Origin of the sequence: Halodurantibacterium daqingense, assembly GCF_042666235.1 — a bacterium.
GTDB lineage: Bacteria > Pseudomonadota > Alphaproteobacteria > Rhodobacterales > Rhodobacteraceae > Halodurantibacterium > Halodurantibacterium daqingensis.
This window is the reverse complement of the sequence record NZ_JBHTFQ010000002.1, coordinates 110,385-127,921: the sequence shown is the minus strand read 5'-3', so window position 1 is coordinate 127,921 and position 17,537 is coordinate 110,385. Positions and strand designations below refer to the sequence as shown.

Here is a 17,537-nt window from a genome sequence, read left to right as displayed (position 1 = left end):
CTATATCTGCCAGACCCTTGGCAACGGCCGTCCGCCGCGCAGAAGATGCAGCACCGCGGCCACTGCCCGTTTCAGGGGTAACGCATCCGCTGCCAGCAACCGCACGACGCATTTTCCGTTCCACGCCGACGCCGCCGCCTCGACCGGGCCGTCCGCGGGCAAGGCCGCGCGCACCTGCTCAAGCATAAGCTCCGCACCCGGCGCCACAAGGGCGATAGTCGCCACCGCGCGATGGGCGCCCAGCATCGCGGCGCTGCCCGACAGGCTTGCATCGGTCAGGCGCAGCGGCTCGACCAGAACGGGCCGCCCCTCGCGCCGGATCTCGCGCCAATCCGACAGCGCGACCTGCCGCAGATGCTCGCCCATCGCAGCCCGGCCCAGCACCACCATTTCGCAGAACAGAAACCGGGCACCGGCGCCAAGATCGGCCAGCGTGCGGCGCCCCAGTGCGCTGGCATCGAACAGGATGGTTTCCTGCGGCAGCCAGTCCAGCCGCGCGTCATCGCCAAGGCCCAATGTCACGCGCACCTCGGCCCTGCCGCCAGAGCTGGCATAGGCACGTTCCGCCGTCTGGGTGGTGGCAACCAGATCGACGCCTGCCCCCAGATCAAGGCTCCAGTCCAGGCGGTCGCCTCCCGTCAGCCCGCCCGAGGTATTGAGAAAGACAATTTCGGGTACCGGCCCGTGGCTGCGCGGCATCATGACCTTGGCCGAGCCAGATTGCGCGAACCGGGCAATCCTCAGGCGCCCGGCATCCCGCCTGAACATGGCCTGCGCCGACCCCGTGCTGCGCTGGATGGCGATCGCTGGCGGGGCGCCGTCAAGCATTGACTGTTGCTCCTCTGGTCCCCGGTGCATTCACTGCCTTGTTTCTAGCCCATGACGGTGTGTCGGCAATGACCGTGAGCGCGAGATGCCCGCTGCTGCTGACCCGCGGATGTTCCCGGACTGTGCCGTGCTCATGAAATGGGCGGAATGCTTATCATTCGGTCACAGGAAAACAATTGGCGGCTTTGCATAAAGCCGCGCTTGCAGTTGGAAGGCGGCGCCAACAGCGCTAACTGTGGGCAAAGCCTTCGGCGGGGCGGGGCGCGATCGTCGCCCGCCCGCCAAAGGATTCGTGAAAAGTACGAGGTAACCGATGACCACAGCCCCCTGCCCCCGCGTTGCGCCGGTTTGGCGCGCTCTTGCCATCGCGGCTCCGCTTGCGCTTGGGGTCGCATCGCATGCATCCGCCCAGCAAGAGACCGCCCCGCCCGCCACGGCGCCAGGCCAGACACAGGGTGATGACGCCCGGCAGCCCCTGCCGGGCCTGTCCGATCCCGGCCAGCAGCAACCCGAACCGGCGGAAGCCGAAGGCACCAGCACCCCCGAAGGCGCGGATCTCAGTGATGACAGCGCCCAACCCGCGCCCGCGGCCAACAGCCTCCTGGAACCCAGCGCCGCCACAGGTGATGCAGGCAGCGAGGGCCCGCACGACTGGCTGCCCGAAGCGATTCTCCTGCCCGAGGACATGGAAATCATCATCAACAGTGCCATCGGCTCGAGCACCCGTCTGCTGCAGTTCTCGACCCATGAGGATGCCGAGGCCCTGATCGCCACCTGGCGCGACCAGTTGCGCGAAGGCGGCTGGCAGGTGGACCTGTCCCCGCAGATGATCGAGGATCAGCAGATCCTGTTTTCCGGTCCGGGCATCGGCAGCGCGCAGGTCATCATCATCCCGTCCCAGTCGGATGGCGCGCAGGTGATCCAGATCGATGCCTCGCTGACCAACGAATAGGGGCGACCGGCACAAGGGTCGCGCAGAACACCCCGCGCCCCCTCGCCTTTGCAGCGCAAACCGTGTAACGGAGCGCCAAACGCGAGGGGATCATGACCAAACTGACGATACGGCGCCCAGACGACTGGCATTTGCATCTTCGGGACGGCGAAATGCTGAAAGGCATCCTGCCGGAAACAAGCCGCCATTTCGCCCGCGCGATCATCATGCCGAACCTCGTGCCGCCAGTGGTGACGGGCGATCAGGCCGCCGCCTACCGCGACCGTATCCTCGCCGCCCTGCCCGAGGGCGCGGCCTTCGAGCCGTTGATGACCCTCTATCTGACGGAGGCAACTGACCCTGCCGATGTGGCTGCCGCGGCCGCCTCGGGCCTTGTGAAGGCCGTCAAGCTCTACCCCGCAGGCGCGACCACCAATTCCCATTCCGGCGTGCGTGATTTCGACAAGGTGCGCCCGGTGCTCGAGAGGATGGCCGAGATCGGCCTGCCGCTCTGCCTGCATGGCGAGGTGACGGACAGCGACGTGGACATCTTTGACCGCGAGGCCGTGTTCATCGACCGTGTGCTTGACCCGATCCGCCGGGCAACGCCGGGGCTGCGGGTGGTGATGGAACATATCACCACATCCGACGCCGTGGCCTATGCGCGGTCAGCCGGCGACGACCTTGGCGCGACGATCACCACGCATCATCTGGTCATCAACCGCAACCACATCCTGGTGGGCGGGATCAAACCGCATTACTATTGCCTGCCGGTGGCGAAACGCGAAAGCCATCGCCTTGCCCTGCGGGAAGCCGCGACCAGCGGCGAGGCGCGGTTCTTCCTTGGCACCGATTCCGCCCCGCATATCGACGCGCTGAAGGAACATGCCTGCGGCTGCGCGGGCTGCTTTACCGCGACGAACACCCTGTCGATCCTGGCCGAGGTGTTCGAACAGGAGGGCGCGCTGGATCGGCTGGAAGGCTTCACCTCGCTCAACGGCCCACGCTTCTACCGCCTGCCCCCGAACGAGGCGCAGATTACCCTGACGCGCGGTGCGCCGGTGATCTATCCCGACAAGATCCAGACGGGCGCGGGGCCGGTGACGGTCTTTGACCCCGGCTTCCCCCTGCACTGGCACGTGAACAACTGAGAGGCCTCCGATGATCCCAACCTCCTTCCCCGACAAGGCCGAGATGGCGCGGATGACCGCGCGGATGCTGCTGGAAATCAAGGCGGTTCACTTCAATGCCGAAGAGCCGTTCATCTTCGCCTCGGGCCTGGCCTCGCCGGTCTATATCGATTGCCGCAAGCTGATCTCCTACCCTCGTATCCGCGCGACGCTGATGGATTTCCTGGCCTGCACCGTGATGCGGGATGCGGGTTTTGAAGCCTTCGACAACGTGGCGGGCGGGGAGACCGCCGGCATTCCCTTCGCGGCGCTGATCGCCGAACGCATGGGCCTGCCGATGACCTATGTGCGCAAGAAGCCCAAGGGCTATGGCCGCAACGCCCGGATCGAGGGCGCGATGACCGAAGGCCAGCGCGTGCTTCTGGTCGAGGATCTGACCACCGATGGCGGATCGAAGCTGTCGTTCGTCGATGCGATCCGCGAAACGGGTGCGACCTGTGGCCACACGGCGGTGATCTTCTACTACGGGATCTTTCCGCAAACCATCAAGACGCTGGGCGATCACGGCGTGCAGCTGCACCACCTCTGCACCTGGTGGGACGTGCTGGTCGAGGCCAAAAGCTCGGGCGCCTTCGACGATCGCACCATGACCGAGGTGGAAGCCTTCCTGACTGCCCCCCAGGCCTGGCGCGACGCCCGCGCCTGAGGCTGCACCCGGACGGCGGGCCATCCCCCGCCGTCCCCCGAAGCCGGTGATTGACCGGCCCTACCCTTGCCGGCAGAATGCGCAAACGGGAGAAGCCGGTTGATCGGCCCACGCCGATCGGCGATACCCGGCGGATCACGAAGGGACAGGACATGAACGACCTTGCAGCTTTGCGGGCCAGACCGGCAGATGCCGAGGCGGGCGAAAGCCTGCCCCACAACATCGAGGCCGAGCAGCAGCTTCTGGGCGCGATTCTCACCAACAACGACGTCTATGACCGGATTGCCGCGATCATCCGCTCGGACCATTTCTTCGAACCGGTCCACCAGCGCATCTTTGAAATCGCGGCGGCCCGGATCCAGAAGAATGCGCTGGCCTCGCCCGTTACACTGAAAGCGTTTCTTGAAGATGACGCGGGGCTGAAGGAACTGGGCGGCCCGGCCTATCTGGCCCGGCTCGCGGGGGCGGCGATTTCGGCCTATGCGGCGCGTGATTACGCGCAGATGATCTATGACCTGGCGGTGCGGCGCGAACTGATCAGCCTTGGCCGCGACATTTCCGCCAAGGCCGCCCGGGTGGAGGTTTCGTCCGAACCGCGCGAACAGATCGTCGAGGCCGAACAGCGCCTCTACAAGCTGGGTGAGCAGGGACACGTCGAGAAGGGGTTCCAGTCCTTCCTCAAGGCGGTGACCGATGCCGTGAACGTGGCCAATGCCGCCTATCAGCGCGATGGCGGGCTGGCCGGCGTTTCGACCGGGCTGATCGATCTGGACAAGAAGCTGGGCGGGCTGCACCGGTCCGACCTTCTGATCCTTGCCGGGCGGCCCTCGATGGGCAAGACCTCGCTTGCCACGAACATCGCCTTCAACATCGCCAAGGCCTACAAGAAGGGCCGCCTGCCTGACGGAACCGAAGGCACCGTCGATGGCGGCATCGTGGGCTTCTACAGCCTCGAGATGTCGGCCGAACAGCTTGCCGCCCGGATCCTGTCCGAGGCCGCCGAGGTGCCCAGCGAACAGATCCGCCGCGGCGACATGACCGAGGCCGAGTTCCGCCGCTTCGTCGAAGCCGCGAAGGCGCTGGAGGCCTGTCCGCTTTACATCGACGACACGCCCGCCCTGCCGATCAGCCAGCTTGCCGCCCGCGCGCGGCGGCTGAAGCGGACGCATGGGCTGGATGTGCTGATGATCGACTACCTTCAGCTTGTCCGCCCCGCGACGGCCAAGGACAGCCGCGTGAACGAGGTGTCCGAGATCACGCAGGGCCTGAAGGCCATCGCCAAAGAGCTTGATATTCCCGTGATCGCGCTGTCGCAGCTGTCGCGGCAGGTGGAAAACCGCGAGGACAAGCGGCCTCAGCTTTCCGACCTGCGCGAATCCGGCTCGATCGAGCAGGACGCCGATGTGGTGATGTTCGTCTACCGCGACGAATATTACAAGGAACGCGAGAAACCGGGCGAGGACAACCTCGAGGCCATGGCGAAATGGCAAGAGGTGATGGAGCGCGTGCATGGCAAGGCCGAGGTCATCATCGGCAAGCAGCGCCACGGCCCCATCGGCACGGTAGAGCTGAGCTTTGAGGGGCGGTTCACGCGCTTCGGAAACCTGGTCAAGCCGTGGCAGCAAGGCGCCGGCCCCGGCGACTACTGAGCGTTTCCGCTTGACCGGCGGCGCCCGCCGGTCAACACCTGCGGCCATGGCAAGCGGAATCCTTCATATCGATCTCGCCGCGATTGCGGCTAACTGGCGCGCGCTTGACGCCGCGTCCGAACCGGCCACCCAGACCGGCGCCGTCGTCAAGGCCAATGCCTATGGCCTGGGGGCGGGCCGCGTGGCCCGTGCCCTGGCCGAGGCCGGCGCGCGCCGCTTCTTCGTCGCAATGGCCGAGGAAGGCGCGGCGGTGCGCAAGGCGCTTGGCCCCGGGCCGCAGATCTGCGTCTTTTCAGGGCATATGCAGGGCGATGCGCCGCTGATTTCCGACCATGATCTGACGCCGATGCTGAACTCGGTCGATCAGCTGACCCGGCATCTGGAGGCGCTGCCCGATCAGCCCTTCGGCATCCAGCTTGACACCGGCATGAACCGGCTGGGGATGGAGCGCGCCGAATGGGCCGCCGTGGCCGAGATCGCGCTGTCGCGCCGGCCGGTGCTGCTGATGAGCCATCTTGCCTGCGCCGATGAGCCGGACCATCCGATGAATGCCCATCAGCTGGCCGAGTTCCGTGCCCTGACCGACGGGACCGGGGTGCCGCGTTCGCTGTCCGCAACGGGCGGGATCCTGCTGGGACCGGACTATCACTTCGATCTCACGCGCCCGGGCGTCGGGCTTTATGGCGGGCTTCCCTTCGAACAGGCGCAGCCTGTCGTGCGGCTGGCGCTGCCGGTGGTGCAGGCCCGGGCGCTGGAACCCGGCGAAAGCGCGGGCTATGGCTGCACCTGGGTCGCCAAGCGCCCCTCGGTCATTGCGACGGTCGTGGGCGGCTATGCCGACGGGCTGCATCGCGCGTTGAGCAACCGGATTCATCTCTGGGCCGGCGATGTGCCCTGCCCCATCGCCGGGCGGGTGTCGATGGATCTCATCACCGTCGATGTCACCGATCTGCCCGAAGTGCCGACCAGCCTCGACATCCTTGGCCCGCAGCAGTTCGTTGACGACCTTGGCGCCGGCGCGGACACGATCGGCTATGAGGTGCTGACGGCGCTTGGGGCACGTTACACCCGCCGCTATGAAGGGGCCGCGGGCTGACCCTGCGCAGGCCCCGCGCCGGCTGGCTGCTGGCCGGCCTGAATCTGTCGCTGCTGGCCATCTGGCCGCTGGTCTGGTTCCAGCCGATGCTGACGCTGCGCCTGTTCCGCTGGTCGTCGGAAAGCACCGTTTCGGTCATCACCGGGCTTCAGGCGCTCTGGCGCGAGGATGTGGTCCTCGCGCTTCTGGTAACCTTCCTGGCCGTGGTTGCGCCCTATCTGAAAACGCTGGGACTGGCACTCGTGCAGTTCCGCCTTGCCTCGCCCAGGCTTGCGCCCGCGCTTTTCTGGCTGGGACGTCTGGCGATGGCGGATGTGTTCCTGATCGCCGTCTGGATCATGGCGCTGCGAGGGCTTGGGGTGGGCCGGATCGAGGTGCAGCCCGGGCTTTACCTTTTCACGGGCTGCATCCTGCTGTCGCTTCTGCTATCGGTGCTGACCGACAAACGGGGGGCCTGATGGCAAAGAACTCCAGCTTCACCTGCACCGCCTGCGGTGCCGTGCACAAGAAATGGGCGGGGCGCTGCGATGCCTGCGGTGCCTGGAACACGATCATCGAGGAGGCGCCGCTGTCGGCGGGGGCAAGAAGCCTTGGCCCGACGCGTGGACGACAGGTGCCGCTGACCGATCTTTCGACCGAGGAAATGCCCCCACCCCGCACGACGTCGACCATGGAAGAGCTTGACCGCGTGCTGGGGGGCGGGCTGGTTCCGGCCTCGGCGATCCTGGTCGGCGGCGACCCGGGGATCGGCAAATCGACACTTCTTCTGCAGGCTGCGGCAAGTTTTGCCCGCGCCGGGCTCAAATGCCTCTATATCTCGGGCGAGGAAGCCAGCGCCCAGGTACGGATGCGGGCGCAACGTCTGGGGCTGACCGATGCGCCGGTGCAGCTTGCCGCCGAAACCAACCTGCGCGACATCCTCACGACCCTGGATGCCGAACGCCCGCAGCTGGCCATCATCGATTCCATCCAGACCATGTGGGCCGATCATGTCGAAAGCGCGCCCGGCTCGGTCGCGCAGGTGCGTCAGGCCGCGCACGAGCTTGTGACCTTCGCCAAGCGGCGCGGTGTCTCGGTGATCCTTGTCGGCCACGTCACCAAGGAAGGCCAGATCGCCGGGCCGCGGGTGGTCGAACACATGGTCGATACCGTGCTTTACTTCGAGGGTGAGCGTGGCCACCAGTTCCGGATCCTGCGCGCGGTCAAGAACCGCTTTGGCCCCGCGGACGAGATCGGCGTCTTCGAGATGACGGGCGGCGGGCTGGCACAGGTAAGCAACCCTTCGGCGCTGTTCCTGTCGGAACGCGACCAGCCCAATGCCGGCTCGGTCGTCTTTGCCGGCATCGAGGGAACGCGCCCCGTCCTCGTGGAGTTTCAGGCCCTTGTCGCCCCCTCGCCGCTTGGCACGCCGCGCCGCACTGTCGTCGGCTGGGATGGCGGGCGGCTCGCGATGATCCTTGCGGTTCTGGAATCGCGCTGCGGCATCCCCTTCGCGGGGCTCGACGTCTATCTCAACGTGGCGGGCGGCTTGCGCATCAACGAACCCGCCGCCGACCTTGCCGTGGCCGCCGCGTTGCTTTCGGCGCGCGAGGATGTGGCACTTCCCGCCGATACGGTCGTTTTTGGTGAGATTTCGCTGTCTGGTGCGCTGCGTCCGGTCGGCCAGACGGAAAACAGGTTGAAAGAAGCGCAAAAACTTGGTTTCACGCAAGCCATTGTGCCTCGGCGCAGCAAGACGGGCGGCGGCGAGGGGTTGATGATGCGCGAAATGGCGGATCTGACAACATTTGTGGGCGACATGTTCGGGGCAGGCTGAGCCCGGCGAGGAGAAGATCGCATGGAAGGTTTCACCATCATCGACGGCATCGTGGCAGTCGTCATCGTGGTTTCGGCGGTCCTCGCCTATTCCCGTGGGCTGGTGCGCGAGGTCATGGCGATCGCGGGCTGGGTGGCGGCGGCAGTGCTTGCCTTCATGTTCGCCCCCGCGGCCGAACCCCTGATCCGCGAGATCCCGGGCCTGGGCGGTTTTCTGGGCGAAAGCTGTGAACTGAGCATGATCGCGGCCTTTGCTGCCGTCTTTGCGCTTGCGCTTGTGGTCGCGTCATTGTTCACGCCGCTGTTCTCCTCGGCCATCCAGCGGTCGGCCCTGGGGGGAATCGATCAGGGGCTTGGCCTTCTGTTCGGGGTTGCGCGCGGTGTGCTCCTGGTGGCGGTGGCGCTGCTGGTCTATGACCGCGCCATGTCCCAGGCCAATATCGCGGCGGTCGAGAACAGCCGCAGCGCCCAGGTCTTCGGGAACTTCCAGAACAATCTGAACGACAGCATCCCCGAGGATGCGCCCGGCTGGATCGTTACGCGCTATGAGCAACTGATGGGCAACTGCGTCCGCTGAGGCGCGCGCGGCCGGTAACGGCCATGTGCAGGGCAGCTTTGCCCCGGCACCCCGTGACAGCGGGCCACGAAGGCACTATGTGAGGGGCCAGCCAGCCCCCTTACCGGATTCGGAGGACGGACGCGATGCGTCAACAGCCACCCCAACCGTTTCGCAGCCATCCGTTCGATGACGACAAGCTGAAAGAGGAATGCGGAGTCTTCGGCGTGATCGGCGTGACGGATGCCGCGAACTTCGTGGCGCTCGGGATGCACGCGCTTCAGCACCGGGGGCAGGAAGCCGGCGGCATCGTCGCCCATGATCCCGAAACCGGTTTCAACTCGGCCCGGCGCTTCGGCTATGTCCGCGACAACTTCACCAAGGCCAGCCTGATGGAAACGCTGCCCGGCCCCATTGCCATCGGCCATGTCCGCTATTCCACCGCCGGGTCGAAGGGCAATACCGCGATCCGCGATGTGCAGCCCTTCTTCGGCGAATTCGCCATGGGCGGCTGCGCCATTGCCCATAACGGCAACCTGACCAACGCTGCCGCCCTGCGGCGCGAGCTGATCGAGCGCGGCTCGATCTTCCAGTCGTCCTCGGACAGCGAATGCATCATTCACCTGATGGCGCGCTCGATCCAGAAGAACATCCCCGAGCGGATGAAGGACGCGCTGCGTCGCGTCGAAGGGGCGTTTTCCGTCGTCGCCATGACCCGCACCAAGCTGATCGGCGTGCGCGATCCGCTGGGCGTGCGCCCGCTCGTCCTGGGCCGGGTGGGCGATGGCTGGGCGCTGAGTTCCGAAACCTGTGGCCTTGACATCATCGGCGCCGAATTCATCCGCGAGATCGAGCCTGGCGAGATGGTGGTGATCGACGCGAAGGGCGTCGAAAGCTTCCGGCCCTTCGAGCAGCGCAAATCACGTTTCTGCATCTTCGAGCATGTCTATTTCTCGCGCCCCGACTCGATCCTTGGCGGCCGTTCGGTCTATGAGACCCGCCGCCAGATCGGGGTGGAACTGGCCAAGGAGGCGCCGGTGGAGGCTGATCTCGTCTGCCCGGTGCCCGACAGCGGCACGCCGGCGGCCATCGGCTTCAGCCAGCAGTCCGGCATCCCCTATGCGATGGGGATCATCCGCAACCAGTACATGGGCCGGACCTTCATCGAGCCGACCGAGCAGATCCGCAACATGGGCGTGCGGCTCAAGCTGAACGTGAATCGGGGCCTGATCAAGGGCAAGCGGATCATCCTGGTGGATGACAGCGTGGTGCGCGGCACCACCTCCATCAAGATCCGCGAGATGATCCTTGACGCCGGCGCGGCCGAGGTGCATTTCCGCATCGCCTCGCCGCCCACGGCCTGGCCCTGCTTCTATGGCGTCGATACGCCCGAGCGCGAAAAACTGCTTGCCTCGACCATGACCGAGGAAGAGATGCGCGCCTTCATCGGCGTCGACAGCCTCAAGTTCATCTCGCTGGACGGGCTTTATCGTGCGGCAGGCGAGGCCGAGGGCCGCAACAACGCAAGCCCGCAATATTGCGATGCCTGTTTTTCCGGCGAGTATCCCGTTGCCCCTGCCGACATGATCGCCAAGGGGTTTCAGGTGAAGGCAGCCGCCGAATAGCCCACCAGCCGCAGCACCAGCAAGCCCTGACGCTGCGGGCGATGCCGCGACGCATGCGGGCGCATGAGGCGCGCCGATCCGCGACGGGATCGGCAGCGCCACGACGTCGGAAGAACAGGGTGCCGCCGCCGGCACGGCGGATGCCACGGTCACAGGCCGCAAGTCCCGGGCAACGGCGCCTCGGCCATGGGGAATGCGCCTGTCTTGCCCGCGACGCCTGCCGCTGCGCGGCCGGCACCGGGGCGCCGCGATCATCGCCCTGAAAAGGAGGGGGGCCGGCTGGATCGGCAATACCATCCTGCGCATGCGCAACCTGGCATCGATCCGGATCGATCATACGCCCGTCCGGGTCCGCAACCACGCGGGTCGCCCGGCTTTCCCCAGACCGCGCGTCGGTGATCTGCGACAACCCGGCGCGCACCACGCCCAAGGCGCGCTTCCTGCCGGAGTGCAGAGCGGCTGCCGTTTGCCAATGAAAACGGCCGCCCTTGCGAGGCGGCCGGACGTCATGCGGGTAGGTCCGCAGCCTGCGACTGCGATCTCTGGGCGCTTAGCCGCGCAGGCGGCGCAGCGCTTTCCAGCCTCCGGCCACCGTCAGCGCGGCAAGGCCCGCCTTGACAAGCGCGCCGCTCAGGAACGGCAGCACGGCCGCGTTGAAGGCCGCATCCAGCGCCAGTGGCGTTACCGCCCAAAGCCACAGCATACCGGGCAGGAACAGCGCCAGCGCCGGCAGCAGGGCCGCGACAAACAGCCGGCCAAGGCCGCGGTCAAAGCCACGTTCAACCATCAGGCCGGTCGCCCAGGCCATGGCGATGAAGCCCATGAGAAAGCCCCCGGTCGGACCCAGCAGGTGATGCGCGCCGGCTCCGCCGCCCGCAAAGACCGGCATGCCCATCGCGCCCTGGGCCAGATAGGCCACCATCGTCGCGGCGGCGAGCCGCGACCCATAGGTCAGGCCGATGATCGAAATGGCAAGCGTCTGAAGTGTCATCGGCACCGGCAGCATCGGCACGCTGACTTGCGCCGAAAGTCCGACCACAAGCGATCCGCCCAGCACCAGAAGCGCCTTGGTCAGAAGCGAAGACTGCGCGCCAAGCGCGGCGGAAAGGGTGGTGTCGCGATTCACGGGAAAGCTCCTCCGATTTGAATCCAGAACTTCGCTTATTCCTTGCGCATGGGATGCTGTCAATGTCGCAGGCCGTGCCGCCCTCTTGCCCCGCGCGCGCGGCAATGACATAGGAGGCGCATGACATCGCCTGACATCCCCCTTCTCGCGCTGGTCACCGGCGCATCGCGCGGGCTTGGGTCCGCTCTGGCCGAAGCGCTTGCCGCGCGCGGTTACCATATCGTCGCCGTTGCGCGCACCGTGGGCGCGCTGGAAGAGCTTGATGACCGCATCAAGGCGGTTGGCGGCGCGGCCACGCTGGCGCCGATGGATGTGACCAATGATGATGCCATGCGGCATCTGTGCCGGTCGATCCATGATCGCTGGGGCAAGGTCGATCTTTGGGCACATGCCGCCGTCCACGCCGCGCCACTGGCGCCAGCCGCACATCTGGATGCCAAGGACTGGGACAAGTCGATCGCCACGAATGTGCGCGCCACCGGCAGCCTGATCCCGATGGTCGAGCCGTTGCTGCGCGCCTCGCAGCAGGGGACGGCGCTGTTTCTGGACGATCCGCGCGGCGGAGAGAAGTTCTTTGGCGCCTATGGTGCGACCAAGGCAGCGCAGATGGCGCTGGTGCGAAGCTGGCAGGCCGAAACCGCAAGGACCGGCCCGCGCGTTGTCATCGCAACGCCCGCGCCGATGCCCACCGCCACCCGGGCGCGCTTTTTCCCCGGCGAGGATCGCGCCCCCCTCGCCAATCCGCGCGACGAGGCGGAACGGATCATCGGCACGCTCTGACCCGCCACGCCGGCCCTTTACGCCCCTGCCCTGGTCCACTAATCAGGGACGGGGCAAACATGGGGCAAACATGCGTATTCTGATCACCAATGACGATGGCATCAATGCGCCGGGCCTCGAGGTTCTGACTGCGATCGCGCAGGAGATCGCCGGGCCGGACGGCGAGGTCTGGACCGTTGCCCCCGCCTTTGAACAGTCGGGTGTCGCGCATTGCATCAGCTATACCCATCCGATGATGATCGCGCGCCTTGCGCCGCGCCGCTTTGCCGCCGAGGGAAGCCCTGCCGACTGCGTTCTTGCCGGGCTTTATGATGTGCTTGAGGGCGCGCGCCCCGATCTGGTTTTGTCGGGCGTGAACCGGGGCAACAACGCGGCCGAGAACGTCATGTATTCCGGCACCGTGGGCGGCGCGATGGAGGCGGCCCTGCAGGGCCTTCCGGCCATCGCCCTGTCGCAATACATGGGGCCCGCAACGGCCGATCTGGCCGATCCGTTCGAATGTGCCCGCGTGCATGGGATCAAGGTCGTGCGCGACCTGCTGCACCATGGCCTGTGGGACAAGGGCGATTACCGGCTGTTCTACAACGTCAACTTCCCGCCCGTCGCCGCAGCCGATGTGAAAGGCTTGCGGGTTGCACCGCAGGGCTACCGCAAGGACACATTCTTCGGGGTCGAACCGCATATTTCGCCCTCGGGGCGCAAGTTCCTGTGGATCACCGGCGGGCCGCAGCACATGCCCACCGCCCCGGGCACCGATGCGGCGGCCAATCTCGAGGGTTTCATCTCGGTCACGCCCCTGCGCGCGGACCTCACCGCACATGACGTCCTGGACGATCTGCGCAGCCGGCTGGAAAGCGCCCCCGCATGACCGATCCGGCCGAACGGACCATGCGTTTTCTCTACGCGCTCCGTTCGCAAGGGGTGACGGATGCACGGGTGCTGATGGCGATGGAGCGGATCGACCGTGGCGCCTTCGTGCGCGGCCTGTTCGCCGAACGCGCCTACGAGGACATGCCCCTGCCCATCGCCTGCGGCCAGACGATCAGCCAGCCCTCGGTCGTGGGGCTGATGACACAGGCGCTGAACGTCAGCCCGCGCGACAAGGTCCTCGAGGTCGGGACAGGCTCGGGCTATCAGGCAGCGATCCTGTCGCAGCTGGCACGCCGGGTCTATTCGGTGGAACGCCATCGCCGCCTCGTGCGCGAAGCCAACGACGTATTCGTCAGGCTCGGCCTGACCAATATCACCGCGGTGACAGCCGATGGCAGCTTTGGCCTGCCAGATCAGGCTCCGTTCGACCGCATCATCGTGACCGCCGCCGCCGAGGATCCACCCGGCCCGCTCTTGGCGCAGCTGCGGATCGGCGGTATCATGGTGCTTCCCGTCGGCCAGTCGGATACGGTGCAAAGCCTGATCAAGGTCACCCGCACCGAAACCGGCCTTGACTATGAAGAACTTCGCCCGGTCCGTTTCGTGCCCCTGCTCGAGGGCCTCGGACAGGACTGACCCGCCGCCTTGCGGCCAAGCGCCCGTCAGGGGCCGGTATGATTGAGGATGAGAGCCATGGTGTTTCAATCCCCGCGTTTTTCGCTTCTGCTTGCGGGCTCGGCCCTGATGGTGCTGACGGCCTGCAACAACAACGGGCAATGGACAGGCCCGCGCGACTGGGATCTGCGGGCGGGGGGCGGGCTCAACACCTCGCAGGCGGCACTGCAGGCCACGCTTGCCCGGCCACAGCCCGATGCGCGCGGGGTCATCAGCTATCCAACCTATCAGGTCGCCGTGGCACGGCCCGGAGACACCGTGGCAAGCGTGGCCGCCCGCATCGGCCTTCCCGCCGAAGACCTTGCGCGCCACAATGGTCTGCCCACCGACATGGTCCTGCGCCAGGACGAGGTGCTTGTCCTTCCGCGCCAGGTTGCCGGCCCAGCTGCGACCACGGCGCCCCTGCCCGGCTCGGCGGCGCCCGAACAGATCGACATCACCACCCTTGCCGGAAGCGCGATTGACCGGGCGGCAGGCAGCAGCACGCCATCCGCAGCGGCCCCGCCCCCGGTTCAGCCCAGCGGCCCCGAGCCCGTGCGCCATCAGGTGCGTCGTGGCGAAACCGCCTACACGATCGCGCGCAGCTATAACGTGACGCCGCGCGCGCTGGCCGAATGGAACGGCCTTGGCCCCGACATGATGGTGCGCGAAGGTCAGTTCCTGCTGATCCCGGTCGCCGATCAGGCCACCCGGCAGGCGGCTGCGGCTGCCCCGGCACCAGTGCCCGCGCCGGGTTCGGGATCGGCAACGCCCGTCCCCCCCAGCGCCGCCACGCCACTGCCCGAGCCGGAGGCGACCACCCCGCCGCCCGGTCCCGCCTCGCCCAACATGGGCGCGCAACGGACTGCCGCATCAGGCAGCGCGCGCTTTGCCATGCCGGTGCAGGGCCAGATCATCCGTGGCTATGAAAAGCGTCGCAATGACGGGGTCGATTTCGGGGCGCCGGCGGGCACCACCGTTCATGCCGCCGATGATGGCACCGTCGCCGCGATTACCCGCGACACCGATCAGGTGCCGATCCTCGTGATCCGGCACTCAGGCAATCTGATGACCGTCTACGCGAATGTGGACAATATCGCGGTCGAGCGGAACGAGACCGTGCGGCGCGGTCAGGCCATCGCCTCGGTCCGCGCCGGCACGCCGTCGTTCCTGCATTTCGAGGTTCGGGACGGTTTCGACAGCGTCGATCCGATGCCCTATCTGCAATAGGCGTTAAAGGCGCAGCCCCTCGCGGCCCGCCAGGTCGGTGAAGAACTGCCAGGCGACCCGGCCCGAGCGGCTGCCCCGCGTCGCCTGCCATTCGATCGCCTCGGCCCGAAGCCGATCTGCCGCGATCTTCAAGCCATAGGCGGCGCAATAGCCGTCGATCATCGCCAGAAATTCATCCTGACTGCAGGGATGGAAGCCCAGCCACAGGCCGAAGCGGTCGGAAAGCGAGACCTTCTCCTCGACCGCCTCGGAGGGGGCGATGGCCGAGGAACGCTCGTTCTCGATCATGTCGCGCGGCATCAGATGACGCCGGTTCGATGTGGCATAAAATACCACGTTGTCGGGGCGCCCCTCGATCCCGCCGTCGAGAACGGCCTTGAGCGACTTGTAATGCTGATCGTCATGGCTGAAGGACAGGTCGTCGCAGAACAGCACGAACCGCTCCGAACTGGCGCGCAGCAGCGCCAGAAGCCGACTGACACTGGGCAGATCCTCGCGCTGGATCTCGACCATGCGCAAGTGGTGGCCCTGCCGCAGCGCCTCGGCATGGACGGCCTTCACAAGGCTCGACTTGCCCATGCCGCGGGCACCCCACAACAGCGCATTGTTTGCCGGCAGTCCACGTGCGAACTGCAGCGTGTTCTCCAGCAGGGTATCGCGCGACCGGTCGATGCCGACCAGAAGCCCCAGATCCACGCGGCTGACCTTTGGCACCGGCACCAGCCGGTCTGGCGCGACATGCCAGACGAAGGCCTCGGCCGCGTCGAAATCGGGGGCCCCCAGCGGCGCGGGGCTCAGGCGCTCCAGCGCCTCGGCGATGCGGCGCAGGGCCTCGTCATTCATGCGTCGGCCTCGTCCTCGTCCAGAAGCCCCGCCTCGCGCAGCGCCTGATTGCGCTTGCGTTCAACCCGGCGCACCAGAAGGATCGAGATTTCATAGAGGCCATAGACAACGGTGAAGAGGATAAGCTGCGTGATAACGTCGGGCGGCGTGACCACCGCCGCGACCGTCAGGATTGCCACCATCGCATATTTGCGCACATCCGCCAGACCACGCGCCGATACCAGACCCGCCTTGCCCATCAGCGTCAAGAGTACCGGCAGCTGAAAGCAGAGGCCGAAGGCAAAGATGAACTTGAGCGAAAGGTCGAGCGATTCGCGCACCGATCCCAGAAAGACCGTCGAGAGTTCACTTCGAGGGCCCGTTTCCGCAACCGTTCCCACCTCACCTCCGGTCAGGATCGTTGCCAGCGCCGGAATCGCATCGGAAAAGCCGATGAAGAAGTTCATCGCCAGCGGTGTGACGACGAAATGCGCGAAGGCCGCGCCCATCAGGAACAGCGCCGGCGAGGCGATGATGAACGGCAGGAAGGCGTTCTTTTCCGATTTGTAGAGCCCTGGCGCCACGAACCGCCACAGTTGATGGGCGATGACCGGGAACGCCAGGGCAAAGCCGCCGATGAACGAGATCCGCACCAGCACAAAGAACTTCTCTTGCGGCGCGGTGAAGATCAGGCGCGGATCCTCGCCGCGGGCGCGCAGCACCTCCGCTATCGGTTCCGACAGGAAGCGCAGGATGGGTTCGGCCACCGTGAAACACAGGATCATCCCGACGCCGAAGGCCAGGACCGAACGGATCAGCCGCGTGCGCAATTCCGCCAGATGCTCGATCAGCGGCGCGCTGCTGTCGTCGATGTCGTCGTTCTTCATGCGTCACCCTTGCCGGGCCCTGCCGGGGTGGATCCCTCAGCCGGAGCCGCGGCCGCGTCGGTTGCGGGCCGTGCTGCTGCGGCCTCGGCGCGGGCCGCCGCCTGTTTTTCAGCCAGCTTCCGCGTTGCGGGGCCGGTTTCGGGGCGGGGGCGCGCCGGTGTCTCGGGGTCTCTCGGCCAGGCTTCGCCCGGCTTGGGCCGCACCGCGGCACGGGGGTCGATGCTGCGCAAGTCCTTCACCGCATCCTGAACGCCATCGAGGCCCAGAGACTTGCCCGAGGTCACATCCTTCAGATCCCGCGCCACGTCGCGCACGCCCGCTTCGTCCGCGGCGCTGTCCAGCGCGCGTTGGAATTCGCGCGCCATGCTGCGCATCTTGCCGGTGATCTGTCCCAGCTTGCGGAACATGATCGGCAGGTCCTTGGGACCGACCACGATCAGCGCAACGATCCCGATCACAAGCAGTTCCGTCCAGCCGATATCCAGCATGGCTCAATCCTTCATCGGCCACGAGGCCAGGTCTCAGACCTTTTCCTTGCCGGTCTGGGCATCGACATGCGGCGTCACGTCGCGGGGTTGTTCAAGGCTCTTGTCATCCTCGTCCGCCGCATCCTTGACCCCGCGCTTGAAGGCGGTGATGCCTTTGCCGACCTCGCCCATCAGGCTGCTGATCTTGCCGCGCCCGAACAGCACAAGCACGACGACCGCGATGAGAAGAAGGCCGGGAAGGCCGATATTATTGAGCATGGGTTACTCCCTGATGCTGCCCGAAGGTCCGGGCCGGTGCATGTCATCCCAGCCCCACATTTATGGGTAAGCGGGGCCGGATCAAA

The 17,537-nt window shown here is 66.4% G+C and carries 19 protein-coding genes; 13 read left to right on the top strand and 6 right to left on the bottom strand.

Annotated features, from left to right (window positions below; all coding sequences use genetic code 11):
- A complete protein-coding gene (locus ACFQXB_RS04015) occupies positions 1-828 on the bottom strand; it encodes an urease accessory protein UreD (RefSeq protein ID WP_377399514.1) in 828 nt (275 codons plus the stop codon).
- A gap of 313 nt (positions 829-1,141) precedes the next feature.
- Between ACFQXB_RS04015 and ACFQXB_RS04010 the strand changes: the two genes are divergently transcribed.
- From ACFQXB_RS04010 to purF, 9 genes are all read left to right on the top strand, one after another.
- A complete protein-coding gene (locus ACFQXB_RS04010; RefSeq protein ID WP_377399511.1) occupies positions 1,142-1,780 on the top strand; it encodes a hypothetical protein in 639 nt (212 codons plus the stop codon).
- Positions 1,781-1,872: 92 nt separating this feature from the next.
- A complete protein-coding gene (gene pyrC, locus ACFQXB_RS04005; protein ID WP_377399508.1) occupies positions 1,873-2,910 on the top strand; it encodes a dihydroorotase in 1,038 nt (345 codons plus the stop codon).
- Between the two features lie 10 nt (positions 2,911-2,920).
- Positions 2,921-3,595 (top strand): orotate phosphoribosyltransferase, encoded by a 675-nt coding sequence (locus ACFQXB_RS04000; protein ID WP_377399505.1) that lies wholly within the window; start codon positions 2,921-2,923, stop codon positions 3,593-3,595.
- Positions 3,596-3,747: 152 nt separating this feature from the next.
- Positions 3,748-5,244: a replicative DNA helicase gene (locus tag ACFQXB_RS03995; RefSeq protein WP_377399502.1), complete on the top strand. Its 1,497-nt coding sequence runs from the start codon at positions 3,748-3,750 to the stop codon at positions 5,242-5,244.
- A 46-nt stretch (positions 5,245-5,290) separates the two neighbouring features.
- A complete protein-coding gene (gene alr, locus ACFQXB_RS03990) occupies positions 5,291-6,340 on the top strand; it encodes an alanine racemase (RefSeq protein WP_377399499.1) in 1,050 nt (349 codons plus the stop codon).
- Between the two features lie 86 nt (positions 6,341-6,426).
- Positions 6,427-6,798 (top strand): paraquat-inducible protein A, encoded by a 372-nt coding sequence (locus ACFQXB_RS03985; RefSeq protein ID WP_377399496.1) that lies wholly within the window; start codon positions 6,427-6,429, stop codon positions 6,796-6,798.
- Positions 6,798-8,156 (top strand): DNA repair protein RadA, encoded by a 1,359-nt coding sequence (gene radA, locus ACFQXB_RS03980; protein ID WP_377399493.1) that lies wholly within the window; start codon positions 6,798-6,800, stop codon positions 8,154-8,156. The genes ACFQXB_RS03985 and radA overlap by 1 nt, the downstream gene beginning before the upstream one ends.
- A gap of 21 nt (positions 8,157-8,177) precedes the next feature.
- Positions 8,178-8,732, top strand: a complete 555-nt coding sequence (locus tag ACFQXB_RS03975) for a CvpA family protein (protein ID WP_377399490.1) — start codon at positions 8,178-8,180, stop codon at positions 8,730-8,732.
- Positions 8,733-8,857: 125 nt separating this feature from the next.
- The gene (gene purF, locus ACFQXB_RS03970) at positions 8,858-10,336 is read left to right on the top strand and encodes an amidophosphoribosyltransferase (RefSeq protein WP_377399487.1); all 1,479 of its coding nucleotides are present in this window, start codon (positions 8,858-8,860) and stop codon (positions 10,334-10,336) included.
- Positions 10,337-10,886: 550 nt separating this feature from the next.
- Here purF and ACFQXB_RS03965 read toward each other — a convergent pair.
- Positions 10,887-11,462, bottom strand: coding sequence for a biotin transporter BioY (locus ACFQXB_RS03965; protein WP_377399484.1), 576 nt, complete (start codon positions 11,460-11,462; stop codon positions 10,887-10,889).
- A 120-nt stretch (positions 11,463-11,582) separates the two neighbouring features.
- On the opposite strand from ACFQXB_RS03965, the gene ACFQXB_RS03960 reads away from it, so the two are divergent.
- From ACFQXB_RS03960 to ACFQXB_RS03945, 4 genes are all read left to right on the top strand, one after another.
- Positions 11,583-12,242, top strand: a complete 660-nt coding sequence (locus ACFQXB_RS03960; RefSeq protein ID WP_377399481.1) for an SDR family NAD(P)-dependent oxidoreductase — start codon at positions 11,583-11,585, stop codon at positions 12,240-12,242.
- Between the two features lie 70 nt (positions 12,243-12,312).
- Positions 12,313-13,110: a 5'/3'-nucleotidase SurE gene (gene surE, locus ACFQXB_RS03955; RefSeq protein WP_377399478.1), complete on the top strand. Its 798-nt coding sequence runs from the start codon at positions 12,313-12,315 to the stop codon at positions 13,108-13,110.
- The gene (locus ACFQXB_RS03950) at positions 13,107-13,748 is read left to right on the top strand and encodes a protein-L-isoaspartate(D-aspartate) O-methyltransferase (protein WP_377399475.1); all 642 of its coding nucleotides are present in this window, start codon (positions 13,107-13,109) and stop codon (positions 13,746-13,748) included. Before surE ends, ACFQXB_RS03950 begins: the two co-directional genes overlap by 4 nt.
- Positions 13,749-13,805: 57 nt before the next feature.
- Entirely contained in the window at positions 13,806-14,996 is a 1,191-nt protein-coding gene (locus tag ACFQXB_RS03945) for a peptidoglycan DD-metalloendopeptidase family protein (protein WP_377399472.1), read from the top strand.
- Between the two features lie 3 nt (positions 14,997-14,999).
- Here ACFQXB_RS03945 and ACFQXB_RS03940 read toward each other — a convergent pair whose 3' ends face one another.
- Genes ACFQXB_RS03940 through ACFQXB_RS03925 form a run of 4 tightly spaced genes read right to left on the bottom strand, consistent with a single transcriptional unit; the run spans position 15,000 to position 17,451 of the window.
- Positions 15,000-15,839, bottom strand: a complete 840-nt coding sequence (locus ACFQXB_RS03940; protein WP_377399470.1) for an ATP-binding protein — start codon at positions 15,837-15,839, stop codon at positions 15,000-15,002.
- Entirely contained in the window at positions 15,836-16,705 is an 870-nt protein-coding gene (tatC, locus tag ACFQXB_RS03935) for a twin-arginine translocase subunit TatC (protein ID WP_377399467.1), read from the bottom strand. Before tatC ends, ACFQXB_RS03940 begins: the two co-directional genes overlap by 4 nt.
- Positions 16,702-17,193: a Sec-independent protein translocase protein TatB gene (tatB, locus tag ACFQXB_RS03930; RefSeq protein ID WP_377399464.1), complete on the bottom strand. Its 492-nt coding sequence runs from the start codon at positions 17,191-17,193 to the stop codon at positions 16,702-16,704. The genes tatC and tatB overlap by 4 nt, the downstream gene beginning before the upstream one ends.
- 33 nt (positions 17,194-17,226) lie before the next feature.
- The gene (locus ACFQXB_RS03925) at positions 17,227-17,451 is read right to left on the bottom strand and encodes a twin-arginine translocase TatA/TatE family subunit (RefSeq protein WP_377399461.1); all 225 of its coding nucleotides are present in this window, start codon (positions 17,449-17,451) and stop codon (positions 17,227-17,229) included.
- Positions 17,452-17,537 lie beyond the last annotated feature (86 nt).

Coding starts and splice junctions, on each gene's coding strand:
- ACFQXB_RS04015 (WP_377399514.1), bottom strand. CDS start 828: ATGCTTGACGGCGCCCCGCCAGCGATCGCCATCCAGCGCAGCACGGGG.
- ACFQXB_RS04010 (WP_377399511.1), top strand. CDS start 1,142: ATGACCACAGCCCCCTGCCCCCGCGTTGCGCCGGTTTGGCGCGCTCTT.
- pyrC (WP_377399508.1), top strand. CDS start 1,873: ATGACCAAACTGACGATACGGCGCCCAGACGACTGGCATTTGCATCTT.
- ACFQXB_RS04000 (WP_377399505.1), top strand. CDS start 2,921: ATGATCCCAACCTCCTTCCCCGACAAGGCCGAGATGGCGCGGATGACC.
- ACFQXB_RS03995 (WP_377399502.1), top strand. CDS start 3,748: ATGAACGACCTTGCAGCTTTGCGGGCCAGACCGGCAGATGCCGAGGCG.
- alr (WP_377399499.1), top strand. CDS start 5,291: ATGGCAAGCGGAATCCTTCATATCGATCTCGCCGCGATTGCGGCTAAC.
- ACFQXB_RS03985 (WP_377399496.1), top strand. CDS start 6,427: ATGCTGACGCTGCGCCTGTTCCGCTGGTCGTCGGAAAGCACCGTTTCG.
- radA (WP_377399493.1), top strand. CDS start 6,798: ATGGCAAAGAACTCCAGCTTCACCTGCACCGCCTGCGGTGCCGTGCAC.
- ACFQXB_RS03975 (WP_377399490.1), top strand. CDS start 8,178: ATGGAAGGTTTCACCATCATCGACGGCATCGTGGCAGTCGTCATCGTG.
- purF (WP_377399487.1), top strand. CDS start 8,858: ATGCGTCAACAGCCACCCCAACCGTTTCGCAGCCATCCGTTCGATGAC.
- ACFQXB_RS03960 (WP_377399481.1), top strand. CDS start 11,583: ATGACATCGCCTGACATCCCCCTTCTCGCGCTGGTCACCGGCGCATCG.
- surE (WP_377399478.1), top strand. CDS start 12,313: ATGCGTATTCTGATCACCAATGACGATGGCATCAATGCGCCGGGCCTC.
- ACFQXB_RS03950 (WP_377399475.1), top strand. CDS start 13,107: ATGACCGATCCGGCCGAACGGACCATGCGTTTTCTCTACGCGCTCCGT.
- ACFQXB_RS03945 (WP_377399472.1), top strand. CDS start 13,806: ATGGTGTTTCAATCCCCGCGTTTTTCGCTTCTGCTTGCGGGCTCGGCC.
- ACFQXB_RS03940 (WP_377399470.1), bottom strand. CDS start 15,839: ATGAATGACGAGGCCCTGCGCCGCATCGCCGAGGCGCTGGAGCGCCTG.
- tatC (WP_377399467.1), bottom strand. CDS start 16,705: ATGAAGAACGACGACATCGACGACAGCAGCGCGCCGCTGATCGAGCAT.
- tatB (WP_377399464.1), bottom strand. CDS start 17,193: ATGCTGGATATCGGCTGGACGGAACTGCTTGTGATCGGGATCGTTGCG.
- ACFQXB_RS03925 (WP_377399461.1), bottom strand. CDS start 17,451: ATGCTCAATAATATCGGCCTTCCCGGCCTTCTTCTCATCGCGGTCGTC.